This is a genomic window from Nostoc sp. DedQUE08, assembly GCF_034530895.1.
In the GTDB taxonomy this organism is placed as follows: Bacteria; Cyanobacteriota; Cyanobacteriia; order Cyanobacteriales; family Nostocaceae; genus Nostoc.
On record NZ_JAVRCD010000032.1, the window covers coordinates 1 to 15,792 of the forward strand.

The following is a 15,792-nucleotide window of genomic DNA, read 5'->3' on the forward strand; positions in this document are numbered from 1 at the left end:
CTGTTTACGCTGCTTGATTGAATTAAAAATGGATAAAGTCGAGCTTAGAGGATGTTTGAAAAGTTTTCTTCTCGGTAACAAAACGTTCTAGATCCCCCTAAATCCCCCTTAAAAAGGGGGACTTTGATTCCGGTTCCCCCCTTAAAAAGCTACGGTGTACACACAAGTTATCGAATTACTACCAGTTCTCGAATTACCCCACCCTAACCCTCCCCTTGTAAAGGGGAGGGAACCGGATTTTTCTTGTTTCCCCCCTTTACAAGGGGGGACTAAGGGGGGTAATTCGACTTGTGTATACACGGTAGCCTTAAAAAGGGGGGCTAGGGGGGATCGGTTAGTGCCTAAAATCACAGCCAACCACTTTTCAAACAACCTCTTAAACTTACCTACTAGTTTGCAACTAGTAGCTCGGTGCAAAAATTTTCCGTCGCTTTTTCCTGTACTTGATTCACAATCATAGAAACAAACTCGTCAAGGTCGAATGGCTTAAGTAAATATTCTTCAAACTCTACATCTGGAATTTGATCGCAAGTACCTGTGGTAGATGTTGAAGTCACAATGATTGGGATATGCTTACCATTGTCTAGCTCTATAGCATCCAATCTATTTAGCAATGTATAAATACTTTCACCTAAAAACCTAATTTCACTGACAATAATGTTGGGTGTGAACCAACTCAGGGTTTCTAAAGCCTCTTCTATGGAACCAGCGGTAATCACATTTGCGCTGAGGTCTTCGAGTAAAAAAGCATACAAATCCCTACTATCGCGATCGTTGTCTACAACGAGTACTTGTACACCTTTGAGTATCCCAACTGCCAAGCAAAAGTCATTGATTAAATTCATAATAAGACCTGCGATTAGGGCTTTAAGGGCAAAGCTATTTGAAAAAACCGTAGTCTTAAGGGAACGAGACAACCGGATAGGTTAAAGAAAAAGTAGCAGAGAACCATTAAACGGTTAAAATTACTAGGTTCTATTCTTATACTATGAGCAGATATATTTGATTTACTAAATGAATTGATTAACTACGACATAAAACGTAGAAAAACTTTTCAAATAAGGGCACGGTATGTTCCCTCCGAAAATCTGTGGTTCAATTAACTGAAAATAGCCATAAAGGATTAATCAACAAAACTATTCCCATTCGCTATCCTCAACTTCCTTCTAAGTAGGACTTACGCAGAAGAGATCCCCCAACCCCCTTAAAAAGGGGGCTTTTAAGATTCCCTCCTTTTTAAGGGGAGCTAGGGGGGATCAAGCTTTCAAGTTTTCAGTGCGTAAGTCCTGCTAAGGTAATAATAAGGTGGCTTCAATTTCCTGCTTGGTAGCAGCCGTTACTTCACAATTGCTATGCACTCTTTGAGACGCTGCGCGAACGTAGGAGAGGGGCTGAGGGAGAGGTCAAAATAGCACTCGTCGAACTCACGTTATATTAGCCCTGCAATTAATTACAAGGCTAATATAGTAGAAGTTGTTAGTTATTTCACTTTTTTAAAACCACATTGAAAGAATTTAAATAGCCATTAATAGTTTTAGCTAATGTCTTCTGCTGTTTTTTGGTAGTGATTGCCATTACTTGATATAGTCTTCCTTCGGCAACATACATTCTACTTATAGTAATTTTCCCTCCAGAATTGATGTACTGAATTTCTTTGCCGGGATGATTATTGTAACTGCGAATGTTTCGTTGACTAATTAAATTACTTTTCGTAGTCTTTAAAGCCATATCCCGTGCATTATTAAGTACAGCTTGAGGATCGGCCATTTCACCGTAACTATAAGGAAAATCATTGTAAGCAACTATGTATGCTACTTGCTGTTTTGGTGGTTGAGCAATAAATATTTCTAAGGTAATTTCCCCCATGTAAGTTTTTTGGGATTCGGTATTTCTATTGGGGTTTCCCGGCATCAAAATTGTAAAACGTCCATCTGGAGCAGTGTATAACTTCCATTGTGGCTGCACGGGTTGAGAAACCTTTGGTTTGACAACAGCTACCGGAGATTTGGGTTGACGCGCTTCCACAAGAACAGAGCCACCACAAACAATGGTGGCGGCTATTAGTGGCAACAGACTTTTAACTGTCATATTTTTTGCCCTTTGAGATAGCGATCTCACTGATGATGCCAGCTGTTATAACCTAGCAGCACATAAAGCAGCACCAATTAGGCCGACTTGCGAGTTGAGGATAATATACACCGGGATCTCTTCGAGGAGGCGGCGCATCCTGCCTTTTTGGGTGAAATTTAATAAGAAACCGCTGTTTTGAATTAAAGGCAGAATTTTGGGCGCAATTCCACCAGCGATGTATAAGCCACCGTAAGGTAGAAGTTTCAGGGCGAGATTACCGGCTTCTGCACCGTAAGCTTCTACAAATAATTGCAAAGTTTGTTCCGAGAGGCGATCGCGTTTTTCTAGTGCAGCTGTACCAATGACAGCACCAGGATCGACACTTTTCTCTTCTTGTCCGGCTTCTTGTTCCCAAGTTCTAACGATTTGGGCAATATCCGGTGATTCTGTGGCAAATTTGCGATCGCGCAGAAATTGGTAAATTGCCACAATTCCCATTCCAGAAACCACGCGTTCCACAGAAACGCGCTGGATATCATGTTTACCTAGCAGGTATTTCAACAGTTGAAACTCGATCTCGTTCCGAGGAGCAAAGTCAGCGTGTCCACCTTCTGAAGAAAAAACTTGATAGTGGTTCCCCTGCTTAATTAAAAATCCTTGCCCTAAGCCAGTACCAGCACCAATAATTCCAATGGGGGTTTCGGGTTGAGGTTTGCCAACTTGCAATGTCAGCAAGTCTTCTTTTTGTAAACCTGAAATGCCATAGCCAACGGCGGCGAAGTCATTAATCAAAGAAATATGCGGGATACCCAATTCTTCTTGTAGACGTTCGGTATCCAGGAACCAAGCTAAATTGGTCAGTTTAGCAGTATTTTTGACAATGGGGCCGGCGATCGCAAAACAAGCCTTTTCTGGTGTAGGTGTATTAGCTTTGACCAAAAACTCCTGCACTATCGGTACTAAATCAGGAAAATCGGCACTGTGGTAACTTTCCTGATAAATAGTATGTAAAGCTGGTGAGTCTGATTTTTCAACCAATTGCAGAATAGTTTTCGTACCGCCGATGTCTCCTGCTAGTAATAAAGTCATAGAACTTATTCGGGGATTAATTACTTTATTTGTGGGATATACCCAACCTACCAGAAGCTATGAACACAAATATCTATCAGAGGTTTAGGCAAATCGAATCACTTCTTCTATGTGGGTTAAATGGGAAGTATCTCCCTTTAGTTCCAATAACCATTCTGGATCTTCGCGTACCACTTTTACCAACGAACATAAAGAAGCTTTAACTTCTGTTTTGGCAATTTCCCCCACTAGCCCCATTGCTCCCCCCAACACAGATGCCCCATGTGCGACTAGCAAGATATCCTCTGGAAAGAACTCAGTAGCTAAACATCTGGCAGTTTGCCCAGAACGTTCTCGCACTTTTTCGTGAGTTTCAGGATATTTGGCGGCGATGCGCGAAGTATAGCTGGTGTCAATTCTGGGGAATAATTTTGCTAATGCTGGAGTTGAGAGTCTTTCGGGTTCTTCTGTCATCCAAACTGGATTTAGCCATTCACTCAAGCCTGTTTCGAGTTTAATCGGCAAGTCGAGCATTTCTGCAACTGCATTTGCCGTTTGTACGGTTCGCAGAAAAGGAGAAGCGAAAATATGGCCAATATTTTCTTTTTTCAATCGTTTAGCTAACTGCTGTGCCTGCACCATACCATCATTAGACAAGGGTGGATCGTAGCGTCGTTCAGCGGTAAGAAACCAATCGGGGTTTACGAAGTCGAGGCGGTTAGCGTGTCTTGCTATCCAGACTATTTGACTCATGGGTTTAATTATTCCGATGAATAGAATTCGCCGCTAAACAAATATATAGATATCTGCAAGGACGGCTGCAAATATTAATATAGGACAAAAATCGTAATAATATTTAATAATAGTAATGATTAGGAAAACTTATCAGTATCAACTAGTTAAGATTATGTCATGAACTCAAATGTAAATATCAGATTGGGATGGTTCAAACCAAACTCCACATTCAATAACTGATAGTAGATGGCTGACGGTAATTGTATTGAGTGTGCCGTAACGTTTGCGATAGTAACACTCAAAAAGTAAAGAAAATAAATGTGGTTCTTCATGGAAGTATCGGTAAAAAACAAACCCCTGCCAATCTATACCAAACTGTTCAGTGATTTTAGAAAATAGTTCATCAACATCATCACCATCTATTTTGAGGTCTTCCCGAAGCCGTATATTAAGAGTAATATCTTTTGTTTGTACACCTAGTTCATTATAAATAATTGCTGCAAGTTGGTTAAATCTATCTGTAAATAACATAAGCTTTTTAGGTGACAAACTCCAGTAGCAAGAATCCTATCAACAAGGAAATTATTACCAGGTAAATACTGGTCAAGTATCTATGAACTGGTAGCAAGATAGGGTTATTGTAGCCATCCAACTTTTGCAATAATCAGATTTAGTCGCAGATATTTTAACTCGTGAAATTATGCCAGCGCTACTAACTGTTTATTTTCATCCAAGCTTTAGATGACTTAATTCTAGTCCTGCAAATGTTGGGTTTTGTTCCTCAACCCAACCTACTAGTACGGCAAACTTAAATTATTGGATTGAGTAATTCTGTTAATGATTGGACTTTACTTTCCGTAAGTTTTTGAAACCCAATATTTTAAACTTGCGGTGCTAGTAGGACGAGTTATTGGTTCTCTGTGGGTACTGATTGCCAAGCAAGGCGATGTTTCCAATGCGATGTAAAATTAAGTTGAACTGCTTGCTTAAAGTCCTCCAAAGCTGCTGAAAACGCTTTCTCTTTTTGCTCGCCTTGGTTGTTCAACTGTTTAGGGCATTGTGGATTCCATACATATTTTTGACAAGTTTGGTGGGCAATTTCTACATCACTGCCATTTTCAGGATTTTGAAAGACGGGATGATAATGTAACCTGTTGCAGCAAACTTGCAACCACTCTTGCCACCCACAGCGCCACAAGCGCACTGTTCCATCAAGACTACCACTGACAATCAGTTTACCATCAGGGCTAAAAGCTGCGGAATTTACCCAATACTCATGCCCGCGCCAAGGTTGAGCAATAGGATTGCCGTCAATATCCCACAAGCGTACTGTAGAATCATTGCTGGCACTGATAATAAACTTGGCATCTGGGCTAAAGGCAACAGAATTCACTTCTTTTTCATGTCCGCGCCAAGGCTGACCGATAGGATTGCCGTCAATATCCCACAAGCGTACTGTAAAATCATTACTGGCGCTGATAATAAACTTGCCATCAGAGCTAAACGCTACAGAATTCACTTCTTTTTCATGTCCGCGCCAAGGTTGACCGATAGGATTGCCGTTCATATCCCACAAGCGCACTGTAGTATCATTGCTGGCACTGATAATAAACTTGCCATCAGAGCTAAAGGCTACAGAATTCACTTCTTTTTCATGTCCGCGCCAAGGTTGACCGATAGGATTGCCGTTCATATCCCACAAGCGCACTGTAGTATCATTGCTGGCACTGATAATAAACTTGCCATCTGGGCTAAAGGCGACAGAATTGACTTCTTTTTCATGTCCGCGCCAAGGTTTACCAATAGGATTGCCGTTCATATCCCACAAGCGCACTGTAGTATCATTGCTGGCACTGATAATAAACTTGCCATCTGGGCTAAAGGCGACAGAATTCACTTCTTTTTCATGTCCGCGCCAAGGTTCACCAACAGGATTGCCGTCAATATCCCACAACCGCACAGTAGAATCATTGCTGGCGCTGATAATAAACTTGCCATCTGGGCTAAAGGCGACAGAATTGATCCAATTCTCATATTTGCGCTGCGATCGCCCGATAACTCGATCTTGTAATATTTGATCTAGCTCCCACAAACGCACAGTTTTATCGCCACCACTGATAATCAGCTTGCCATCGGGACTAAAGGCTAGGGAATTAACCTGTCCTTCATGTCCGCGCAAAGGTTGAGTCATGGAGTTGCCATTAATATTCCACAAACGTATTGTGCGATCGCAACTACCACTAACAATAAACTTGCCATCAGGGCTAAACGCTACAGAATTTACACTTCCTTCATGTCCGCGCCAAGGTTGACCGATGGGATTACCTTGAATATCCCATAACCGTACTGTAGAATCACTACTGCCACTAATAATAAACTTGCGATCGGGGCTAAAGGCGGCGCAAATAATTTTTGCCTCATGTTTGTGCCAGGGTTGAGTAATGGCGTTACCTTGTAAATCCCACAAACAAACCGTTCCGTCAAAACCAACACCGATCATGCGTACCCCGGAGGGGTTGGCGCAGCCATCGCCATTTGGGTTAAAGGTGACGGAAATAACTCCTTCCTTGTGTCCGCACCAAGGTTGAGTAATGGCATTACCTTGTAAATCCCACAAACACACCGTTCCGTCAAAACCAACACTGACAATAGAATCGCCATTTGGGTTAAAGGTGACGGAAATAACTCCTTCCTCATGTCCCTGCCAGGGTTGAATAATGAGATTACCTTGTAGATCCCATAAACACAAAATTCCGTCAATACTGCCACTAACAATAAATTTGCTATCAGGACTAAAGGCTAGACAATTAACCTCTTGCTCGTGTCCCAACAAAAATTCGGCAGTGGGATTGCTAATGATATTCCATAAGCATACAGTAGAATCACTACTGCCACTGGCAATAAACTTGCCATCAGGACTAAAAGCTACGCAATTCACCTCTTGCTCGTGTCCGCGCAAGTTATTTGCCTCTGTGGGTGTGTTCATTGCTTCCTTTAAGCTTCCCAAAACAGAAGCTAGAAGCTGGTTTGGGTATTTCTCTAGATTCTCACCCATTGTTTGAATTGCCAGCAGCAAACCCTCTAGCGGTTGGACGGGAAGTAAATTCAAAACCCTGGCGGATTGCTCGCGCAGTTTTAATTCAGTCAGTGCAAGGTTTAACTTTTGAATCTCTTCTTCCTTTTCTCTCGAATGGCGATCGTGCCATCCAACATTAGCATTAATAAATCGATTAGCTTGTTGGCTGAAATAACCAAACGTTTGCTCTTTTAATTCTTGATAAGTCTTTATCTTCAGAACCCCGTTTGCAATATCTTCTCTTTCCCACAATACATTCAGGGTGTATGCCAGAAGTGGTAAATAATCATTTTGTTGGTGAAAATCATGAATAATTTGCTCAACTAGTCCTTGTTCAAAGGTAACGCCAATTCTAGCAGCAGGTTCAGCGATCGCTAACTTTAATTCGCGATCGCTCATTCTAGTGAGTATACAACTATAGCGATCGTGAATCTTTGCAAGTTGGGGATACTCACTAAATCTATCCAAAAAATCAGACCGCATTGTTAAAATAATTTTGACAGAGCTATCCTGCTGCTGGAACAATTGAAAGAGACTATCAACAAATTTATCCCGTTCTGGCTTTTGAGTTTTCGTAAAAAGTTCTTCAAATTGGTCAATAAAAATCAGAACGCACTGATAATCTTGTTTGAGTAATGTAACAATTTTAATTAGAGTATTTTCTCTTATTTCTCTAGCAATATCCGCTAGTGGCGATTTTTTTCCATAAGTAAAAGCAAGACACTGATAAAGAGATTTAAAAGGATTCTCATCTGGGTGAAAACTTATATTAATTAATGAATTGTTATTATTTCCTAAATAAGGAATTAAACCTGCCCGAATCAATGATGATTTGCCATTGTCTGATGCTCCTAAAAGCAAGAGAACATTATTTTGGTTTAAGCGATCGCCCAGATTAGCAATCCACTTTTCCCGACCAAAAAATTTATCTTTATCTTTAATTTCAAAAGTTTTTAGTCCTAAGTAGGGAGAGTCTATTTTAAGCGGACGATAATGAATGTCCTCAAAATTACTGTCAGAAAAAAAGTCGTATTCAGAAATACCTTGGACATTACACCCAATATTTATATCGCTTTCAGAACTGTTAACCATTTATATCTCCTTACCTTTGGACACCTCTGGCTAAATCTTTACCTCAGTTATAGTTCCTTTGCTAATCTTTTTAAGTAACTCAACAAAATTAATTACACATTCTCTTGTAAAGCTTTCCCTGTCACCGCCCTATAGAATCAAAAGTCGAATTACCCCCCTTAATCCCCCCTTGTAAAGGGGGGAAAAAAGAAATATAGTTCCCTCCCCAATACATACGGGGAGGGTTAGGGTGGGGTAAAACCCGGATTTGTCAATTATTTCCAACTTGTGTGTACACGGTAGCCTATAGGATAGAAGTTTTGTAAATCCTATCCGTGAAAAATTAAGGTTTTAAATAGATTTATTCAGCAAAATTACTTAAGTAATTTTCAAAAATATGTAGTAACTTTATCCTAAAACGCCGGAAATGACAAACGGGATGGAACTTTTTGATAACCTACACCTTGCTATGTTTAGCGGCAAAGGTGGAGTCGGAAAAACGACAATCTCCTGCACCTTTGCATATCGTTGGGCGCAGAAATTTAGCAATGAGCAAATTCTTTTAATCTCAACCGATCCAGCTCACTCTCTTGGAGATGTCTTACAAGTTAGCGTTGATGACATTCCTCGTCCCATAGCAGAACTACCCAATCTACTAGTAAGGGCGTTGGATGCAAAGCTTCTGCTACAAAAGTTTAAAGAACGTTATGGTCAGGTATTAGAACTGCTAGTGGAACGGGGTAGTTTTGTTGAAGGAGAAGACTTGTCTCCAGTTTGGGATTTAAATTGGCCTGGACTGGACGAATTGATGGGTTTGTTAGAGATCCAACGCCTTTTCAACGAACAGCAGGTAGATCGAGTAGTAGTAGATATGGCTCCTAGCGGTCACACTCTCAACTTGTTTGGATTGATGGATTTTTTAGACACTTTCCTCCACTCTCTGGAACTGTTTCAAGAAAAGCATCGGTATATTAGCAAGACCTTTGCTGGAAGTTACACACCCGATCGCGCTGACGACTTTTTGCACACCCTGAAAGCTGAACTTTCCCAAGGTCGCCGTCTGCTTCAAGATCCTAAGCATACAGCTTGTTTGTTGGTTGCGATCGCCGAACCAATGAGTTGGTTGGAGTCAAAACGATTCCTAGAAGCCTTACAAACCATGCAGGTTCCTTGCGGAGGGTTGTTTGTTAACCAAGTTCTTGCCAGTGCAACTGACCCAGATCGTTACCAAGAACAACAACCCCTAATCGGCCAGTATACGGATCTTGCTAACGGAAAGCCGATTTTTATTGTGCCACAGCAAGATAAAGAGCCTTTAGGGATTCTAGCCCTCAGCCATCTGATCAACCAAATCCATGTTCCTCAGCTTGAACCGCTATCTCCTATCGATCTACTCCCAGTTCAATGGCCGGAAACAATTCCTCCTAGCTTTGGAGATTTTCTCACCAAAGGTCGTCGCCTGTTACTAATTGGCGGTAAGGGTGGAGTAGGCAAAACCACAGTAGCAGCTGCCATTGGTTGGGCTATGGCTCAACAACATCCCGATCGCAAAATCCGCATGGTTTCCATCGATCCTGCTCACTCCTTGGGTGATGCCTTTGGTTTGAGTTTAGGACACGAACCATATCAAATAACTGCCAATCTTCGAGGTCAGGAAGTGGATAGCGATCGCATTCTCGATCGATTCAGAGCCGACTACCTGTGGGAACTGGCCGAAATGATGAGTGGCGAAACCCAAACAAGCGAAACTATTGAAATGGCTTATGCTCCTGTTGCTTGGCGCAAAATTGTCGGTCAAGCTTTACCAGGGATTGATGAAATGCTTTCCCTGTTAACAGTAATGGAATTGCTAGAGCAACAAGAAGAAGACTTGATTATTTTAGACACTGCTCCTACAGGTCATCTTCTGCGTTTTCTAGAAATGCCAAATGCACTAGCAGACTGGCTAGCTTGGATTTTCAAACTCTGGATCAAGTATCAGAATGTCCTTGGTCGTACAGAATTTATGGGGCGTTTACGAACTTTGCGACAGCGCGTAGTCAAAGCCCAAAAAGTGCTAAAAGACCCACAACAAGCAGAGTTCATTGGGATTACACTTAACCAGACTAGTGTACTTGCCGAACAACAACGCCTATTCAAATCTATGCAAGAAATAGGTGTGAGCCAGAATTACCTTGTTCTCAACCGCTTTACTTCTACAGCAACCATTAATTGCGATTTTCCAGGTTTGACAATGGTTCGCTTACCAATGCTTCCTCGCTCAGTTCAACCTTTAGAACGCATCCAAGCAGCAGCCGGCTGTTTATTTTAACAGCTAATTAGACTAAATACTTTCATACCCAAAGAGAAATTTATTATGCACCGCACTCCAAAACGTGGACAAATTCAAGCCAAACTTAGCTCAATGCCACCTCAACGTTCTCAAGCAACAGTTTACTTAAATGCTTACAAAATAATGCTTGAAAAAGAGCGTTTAGAGCAGGAACTAAAGAAACTCGAAGCACGCCAATCTCAGATTCAGCAGCGTCTTGCTATTTTAAATGGTCAAATAATTGCTGAAGAGGACATTACCCATCAGCAAGTAAATACTGATTTGGAGGACAATACACCAAAATTCAACACCCTAACATTGGAATATTAATACAAGAATCACAGAAACTGATCTCTTGCACCTAACACTCACCAAATAAACAGTTGAACTAGGGAAGGCCGTAATATAATTTTCTAAAACTCGTTAGCAGATGTGTTAATGTGGGCATTCTCAAATTATAAGTCAGCGTTAGGCTACTGACTTATTACACACAAATTATCTATTGTTATGAATTACAAAATCCAAGACAACTGTATTATTAGCACAATAAACCAAATCTTTGACAAAGAAGGCCTAGAATACTATTTAAAAGTGTATCATTTTTACGACGAACAGCAGGAATATCAATCAATCCAACTTCACTTAAGCAGATGCAAACGGAAAATTAGAATAGGTCATGCCTACTGCACTTTCAATTCTCAAGAAGATATGGTTTTGTCAGACATCATTATTAGTAATGAATCAAAGTTTTTAAGTTTAAGTGATAAGTTATTCCAGCTAACACATTGGAATGAGCCAACTGACTATCGTAGGAAAGGTTTAGGAACTTATCTATTAAAGTATATTGTTGATTTAGCAAAAAGCAAAAAGGTTAAAAAAATTCATGGTTGTCTAACTTTTAAGGATATTGATGCTAATCCTAATTTAATTCATTGGTATCAAAAACATGGTTTTAAACTAGAATCCCCAATTCCTGAAGAAATTGAACATTATAAATATCAAGTTCGTCTCAATCTGGAATAATTCATCAATGAACAAACCTGGTTGATGTGCATATAGTAAGCCTGATCTACCGTTTGTGGCAACAACCCCTAGTGAGAAAATGGTTTTTCTTTGGGAATATTGATATATTCCTTATTTCCAAATATTAAATGTAAAAATATTTTGGAATGCACCAGAATGTGGAACACTGTCGGTTTTAAATTTTGAAAACTCCCTCAATTTTTGTCTAATTTATTATTGTCTTTAGTTATCCCAACGTTAATTCACCCGAATGTATATCAACGACTAACCGACGATTTGTTAACCATTGACGACCGAGCAAAACTTCTGTTAAATCTTTGCCAACATGTACAGGTATGTCAACCCCTTGGCCATCAAATAATACTTGACCAAGATAGATTTCAAATTTTACATCTCCCCGTGCAGTTCGCATTGTTTGCTCTCGTAAACGCTCCCAACCAAGTGCATCTATATCTTGCTCATTAATCGCTAACCAATACGAAAAACCTGTATCAAACATCGCCTCAACAGGTAATTCTAATCCATCTGATGTTACTAAATTAATTTCAAAAAGTAGTGCATCCTCATCACCAAAAAAACCGGAAATCGTCATATCGTGCCGCAAGCCCCAGACTCATTAATCCGAAAAGCATAGTGTATTTTGCCTGGATGCTGTTTGCGACACCGTAATGAAACTACTTCTAAATCTTTATCAACAAAATATTCTCCACTATCCGGTTCAACTGCAACAAACCAGTTGTAGTGAGTTTCAATTAATTCTGATTTGACTCGCTCAAAAATAGGTTTACAACGTTGGTAAAAAGCCTCGCGTTTGGCTTCATGTAGTGCTTTTTGTTCTTCATTCCACTGAATTTCAGGGAATATTCGTCCCCTGCGTGCGGTACGGGTGGGTTTGGTTTCAGTCATGGCTGATTATATTCGGAATCGCAATACTTATATTTTCTCTCATCCACACATCACAGATTAAATTCGATGAAAAAAGCCTCGCGTTCGGGGGTGTAGTTCCTCCTCTGCCTCCTGTCTTACTCCTGTGTCTCATCGCGTTCCTGCTTTTCTGCTTCCAGAATCGCTAATAAAAGAGCTTCCTCCTGAATTTCAAACTCTTCTTCAGAAAGTTCTCCCATATCAAAAGCAAGTTGCAGTGCAAGAAGCTGCTTGCTGAGATTTTCTTTATCATCAATTTCAGTACTCGCCTGTTCTAAAATTTTTTCCCCAAGCCACGTTACCCCCATTAATGGGCCAGTAATCGGTAATAGTAAGAAGCGCAGAACCATATTAATTTACACTTGTGTAGATTTGTTACAGCTGTCTCACAAGACCGTAATCTTGCTGATGACATTATATAAAACATTACTTAGTCTTATGTTGATGCCAAAATGTGTTGGATTTGAGTTCAGTTAAGGCTTATTGACATCTGTATTTTATATTCCCGATGTGCAAAAAATTACTTTTACATAAAATTATTACTTACGAGGTACTTAGAGCTTGACAACAGTATTAAATGCATCTCCCCAACGATTTGTCAATACCCCTGCTGTTCAACGTATCGCTCAACGTGCTTTGCGCTATCTACAGTCGGGTTTTTCAGTACATTTACGTGGTGCGGCCGGAGTCGGAAAAACTACTCTGGCAATGCATCTAGCTGATTTGCTCAACCAGCCTATCATCCTCTTATTTGGAGATGATGAGTTTAAAACCTCAGACTTGATTGGTAATCAATTAGGTTATACCCGCAAAAAGGTTGTTGATAATTTCATCCACAGCGTTGTGAAAGTTGAGGATGAACTTAGACAACATTGGGTTGATGCACGATTAACCCTAGCTTGTAAAGAAGGATTTACGCTGGTTTACGACGAATTCAATCGATCGCACCCGGAGGTAAATAACGTTTTACTCTCCGTACTTGAAGAGAGGTTGTTGGTATTGCCAACAAATCAACAGCGAGCCGAGTATATCCGGGTTCATCCTCAGTTTCGGGCAATCTTAACATCAAATCCTCAAGAGTATTGTGGAGTTCATGCAACTCAGGATGCTTTGATGGATCGTGTTATTACCATCGATATGCCTCCACCTGATGAACTAACTCAGCAGGAAATTGTAGTTCATAAAACAGGCATAGATTCTGAGAAAGCAGACAAAATCGTGCGCTTAGTGCGGATGTTTTGGAGTCGATCTGGCTCTGGGCTGGGCGGTGGATTACGTTCTTGTCTGATGATTGCTAGAATCTGCCACGAACACGAAATTTCCATCAATTTCGGAGATTCTTACTTCCAAGATATTTGTGCCGATATCCTGCTTTCTCGCACGAATCAACCTCTGATAGAAGCAACTCGGCTACTGGAAGAGGTTTTGAGTGAATTGCATCATAGTACAAATACTCAATCTCAGCCGACTGAGATCATACCAGACAGCCAAAATCAGATTGTATTGGAACAACGAGTACCTTACGAGCATGAAGTCTACAACTACCTGTGCAATTCTCCAGGAAGGCGTTTCTCTGAATTGGCAGTAGAGTTAGGGATCGATCGCAGTCAAATTGTAGCTGCACTCAAGTCTCTCAGAGAGCAGGGAGTATTAGTACAAATGCAGGGCAATGCCGAGCCGCAGAACATCTCACAAACAGTTGCTTTTGATTCTGGCCATTTAATAAACAAATGAGTACTAATACTAATCGGGGAGCTATCACCACATCAACTCAAGGTTCTACCTTGGCAGATATTCTAGAACGGGTTCTAGATAAAGGCATTGTGATAGCAGGAGATATTTCTGTTTCTGTCGGCTCCACAGAACTGCTCAACATCCGAATTCGTTTGTTGATTTCTTCTGTTGATAAAGCCAAAGAGATTGGAATTAACTGGTGGGAGAGCGACCCCTATCTTAATAGTCAAGCTCGTTCCTTATTAACAACTAATCAACAACTTCAAGAGCGTGTTGCCAGCCTAGAAACAGAACTGCGATCGCTCAAAGCACTCAATCCTATTAATCATCAGAATGCAGGCGATTAGCAAATCAAAAGGTTCCGATTCAGGTTTAGCACCGTTGTTACTGACGGTTGTTGAACTGATACGCCAACTCATGGAAGCTCAGGTGATTCGGCGAATGGATGCTGGCAACCTCAGCGATTCTGAACTAGATCGAGCTGCCGAAAGCCTGCAAAAGCTTGAACAGCAAGTTGTTCAGCTTTGCGAGATATTTGATATTGACCCAGCCGATCTAAATATTAACTTGGGTGAAATGGGAAATTTACTTCCCCAATCTGGAGGATACTACCCCGGTGAAACCTCTAGTCAACCCTCTATTCTAGAACTCCTCGATCGCCTATTAAATACGGGTGTTGTGGTTGAGGGTGACTTGGACTTAGGACTGGCTCAATTAAGCTTAGTTCATGCCAAGTTAAGATTAGTACTCACTTCTAAACCCCTTTCATAGGGTGTAGGGGGTAGGGTGTAGGGTGTAGGGAACCCAGGGTTAAAAGCGTGGGATTGAAAACTTGGACACCTTATACCTCGTGCCACTTTCATTCGGTATAATTCTTCTTTTTTGGTAAGCTCTAAACCCACTCATACAAGGATTTTCTAATCCCTGCACCCAACACCCCACACCCTGTTTTTGGTAACTTTTTTATCTATATTCTTCTTGGTAAGACATTCTTATGAGTTATGGCTTTTACATTTACGGAATTTTGACCTTGCCTGCTCCACAAAATTTAAATTTACAGGGCATAGATCGGCAACCTGTACAAATTAAAATTTTGGATGGTTTTGCAGTTATCTACTCCGAAGCACAGCAAGAGCGTTATTTGGCAAGCCGCCGTAACCTGCTAAGTCATGAGAAAGTCCTTGAGGACATCATGGAAGCAGGCGATCGCAATTTATTACCCATGCAATTTGGACTTTTGATTTCAAGCTGGGAAACGGTTTCAGAGCAATTAATTCGTCCTCATCAAGAAGAATTGACGCAATTGCTTGCGAAGTTATCGGGTTGTCGAGAAGTTAGTGTCAAAGTTTTTTGGGATACTGAGGCAGAAATTCAGGGATTGTTAGCAGAAAATCCAAATCTCAAAACTGAAAGGGATAAGCTAGTGGGTCAACCCTTGAGTATGGAGCAAGCGATCCAAATAGGGCAAGCCATCGAACGGGGAATGAGTGATCGCAAGCAAGGCATCATAGATGTATTTCAAGGCACGCTCAACTCCATTGCGATCGATATGGTGGAAAATACTCCCCAAATGGACACAATGATCTACAATGCAGCCTACCTAATTCCTTGGGAAGCAGAATCACAATTTAGCGAACACGTTGAAGCACTCGATCGTCAATTTGAAGACCGTTTGCGAATTCGCTACAACAATTTCACTGCCCCCTTTAACTTTGCTCGTCTTCGATTATTGGTTTCCAACTGAATTAATTTTTTTCACTGTTGAACAGCAATAAAAATT

The 15,792-nt window shown here is 40.9% G+C and carries 16 protein-coding genes; 7 read left to right on the forward strand and 9 right to left on the reverse strand.

Translation table 11 applies throughout. The features are described from left to right. Nucleotides 1-389: 389 nt before the first annotated feature. The 6 genes from RMY64_RS20795 to RMY64_RS20820 all read right to left on the reverse strand — a co-directional run bounded on the left by RMY64_RS20795 (nt 390) and on the right by RMY64_RS20820 (nt 8,041). Complete coding sequence (locus RMY64_RS20795; protein ID WP_322683476.1) at nt 390-845, reverse strand: response regulator; 456 nt, start codon at nt 843-845, stop codon at nt 390-392. Between the two features lie 640 nt (nt 846-1,485). Further along, nucleotides 1,486-2,088: a hypothetical protein gene (locus RMY64_RS20800; RefSeq protein WP_322675661.1), complete on the reverse strand. Its 603-nt coding sequence runs from the start codon at nt 2,086-2,088 to the stop codon at nt 1,486-1,488. Nucleotides 2,089-2,133: 45 nt separating this feature from the next. Further along, nucleotides 2,134-3,159 (reverse strand): glucokinase, encoded by a 1,026-nt coding sequence (locus RMY64_RS20805; protein WP_322683475.1) that lies wholly within the window; start codon nt 3,157-3,159, stop codon nt 2,134-2,136. A gap of 84 nt (nt 3,160-3,243) precedes the next feature. Further along, nucleotides 3,244-3,891 (reverse strand): histidine phosphatase family protein, encoded by a 648-nt coding sequence (locus RMY64_RS20810; RefSeq protein ID WP_322683474.1) that lies wholly within the window; start codon nt 3,889-3,891, stop codon nt 3,244-3,246. A 165-nt stretch (nt 3,892-4,056) separates the two neighbouring features. Next, on the reverse strand, nt 4,057-4,404 hold the full coding sequence (locus tag RMY64_RS20815) for a DUF1493 family protein (protein WP_322700980.1): 348 nt from the start codon (nt 4,402-4,404) through the stop codon (nt 4,057-4,059). A gap of 376 nt (nt 4,405-4,780) precedes the next feature. Beyond that, complete coding sequence (locus RMY64_RS20820) at nt 4,781-8,041, reverse strand: WD40 repeat domain-containing protein (protein WP_322700981.1); 3,261 nt, start codon at nt 8,039-8,041, stop codon at nt 4,781-4,783. A 418-nt stretch (nt 8,042-8,459) separates the two neighbouring features. Here RMY64_RS20820 and RMY64_RS20825 point away from each other — a divergent pair, with 418 nt between their 5' ends. The 3 genes from RMY64_RS20825 to RMY64_RS20835 all read left to right on the forward strand — a co-directional run bounded on the left by RMY64_RS20825 (nt 8,460) and on the right by RMY64_RS20835 (nt 11,354). After that, nucleotides 8,460-10,331, forward strand: a complete 1,872-nt coding sequence (locus RMY64_RS20825) for an ArsA family ATPase (RefSeq protein WP_322700982.1) — start codon at nt 8,460-8,462, stop codon at nt 10,329-10,331. A gap of 45 nt (nt 10,332-10,376) precedes the next feature. Next, a complete protein-coding gene (locus RMY64_RS20830) occupies nt 10,377-10,661 on the forward strand; it encodes a hypothetical protein (protein ID WP_322683470.1) in 285 nt (94 codons plus the stop codon). A gap of 177 nt (nt 10,662-10,838) precedes the next feature. Continuing rightward, a complete protein-coding gene (locus RMY64_RS20835) occupies nt 10,839-11,354 on the forward strand; it encodes a GNAT family N-acetyltransferase (RefSeq protein ID WP_322683469.1) in 516 nt (171 codons plus the stop codon). A gap of 226 nt (nt 11,355-11,580) precedes the next feature. Here the strand turns inward: RMY64_RS20835 and RMY64_RS20840 are convergent, their stop codons facing one another. From RMY64_RS20840 to RMY64_RS20850, 3 genes are all read right to left on the reverse strand, one after another. Further along, nucleotides 11,581-11,946: a retroviral-like aspartic protease family protein gene (locus tag RMY64_RS20840; RefSeq protein WP_322683468.1), complete on the reverse strand. Its 366-nt coding sequence runs from the start codon at nt 11,944-11,946 to the stop codon at nt 11,581-11,583. Then, a complete protein-coding gene (locus tag RMY64_RS20845) occupies nt 11,943-12,260 on the reverse strand; it encodes a hypothetical protein (RefSeq protein ID WP_322700983.1) in 318 nt (105 codons plus the stop codon). Before RMY64_RS20845 ends, RMY64_RS20840 begins: the two co-directional genes overlap by 4 nt. Nucleotides 12,261-12,376: 116 nt before the next feature. Beyond that, complete coding sequence (locus tag RMY64_RS20850; RefSeq protein ID WP_322700984.1) at nt 12,377-12,628, reverse strand: gas vesicle protein GvpG; 252 nt, start codon at nt 12,626-12,628, stop codon at nt 12,377-12,379. A gap of 211 nt (nt 12,629-12,839) precedes the next feature. Between RMY64_RS20850 and gvpN the strand changes: the two genes are divergently transcribed. The 4 genes from gvpN (at nt 12,840) to RMY64_RS20870 (ending at nt 15,756) form a co-directional block, all read left to right on the forward strand. Further along, a complete protein-coding gene (gene gvpN, locus RMY64_RS20855; RefSeq protein ID WP_322700985.1) occupies nt 12,840-14,012 on the forward strand; it encodes a gas vesicle protein GvpN in 1,173 nt (390 codons plus the stop codon). After that, the gene (locus RMY64_RS20860; RefSeq protein WP_322673885.1) at nt 14,009-14,359 is read left to right on the forward strand and encodes a gas vesicle protein; all 351 of its coding nucleotides are present in this window, start codon (nt 14,009-14,011) and stop codon (nt 14,357-14,359) included. The genes gvpN and RMY64_RS20860 overlap by 4 nt, the downstream gene beginning before the upstream one ends. After that, on the forward strand, nt 14,346-14,783 hold the full coding sequence (locus RMY64_RS20865) for a gas vesicle protein K (RefSeq protein ID WP_322673884.1): 438 nt from the start codon (nt 14,346-14,348) through the stop codon (nt 14,781-14,783). Before RMY64_RS20860 ends, RMY64_RS20865 begins: the two co-directional genes overlap by 14 nt. 223 nt (nt 14,784-15,006) lie before the next feature. After that, nucleotides 15,007-15,756 (forward strand): GvpL/GvpF family gas vesicle protein, encoded by a 750-nt coding sequence (locus RMY64_RS20870; RefSeq protein ID WP_322700986.1) that lies wholly within the window; start codon nt 15,007-15,009, stop codon nt 15,754-15,756. The last annotated feature ends 36 nt before the right edge of the window (nt 15,757-15,792 follow it).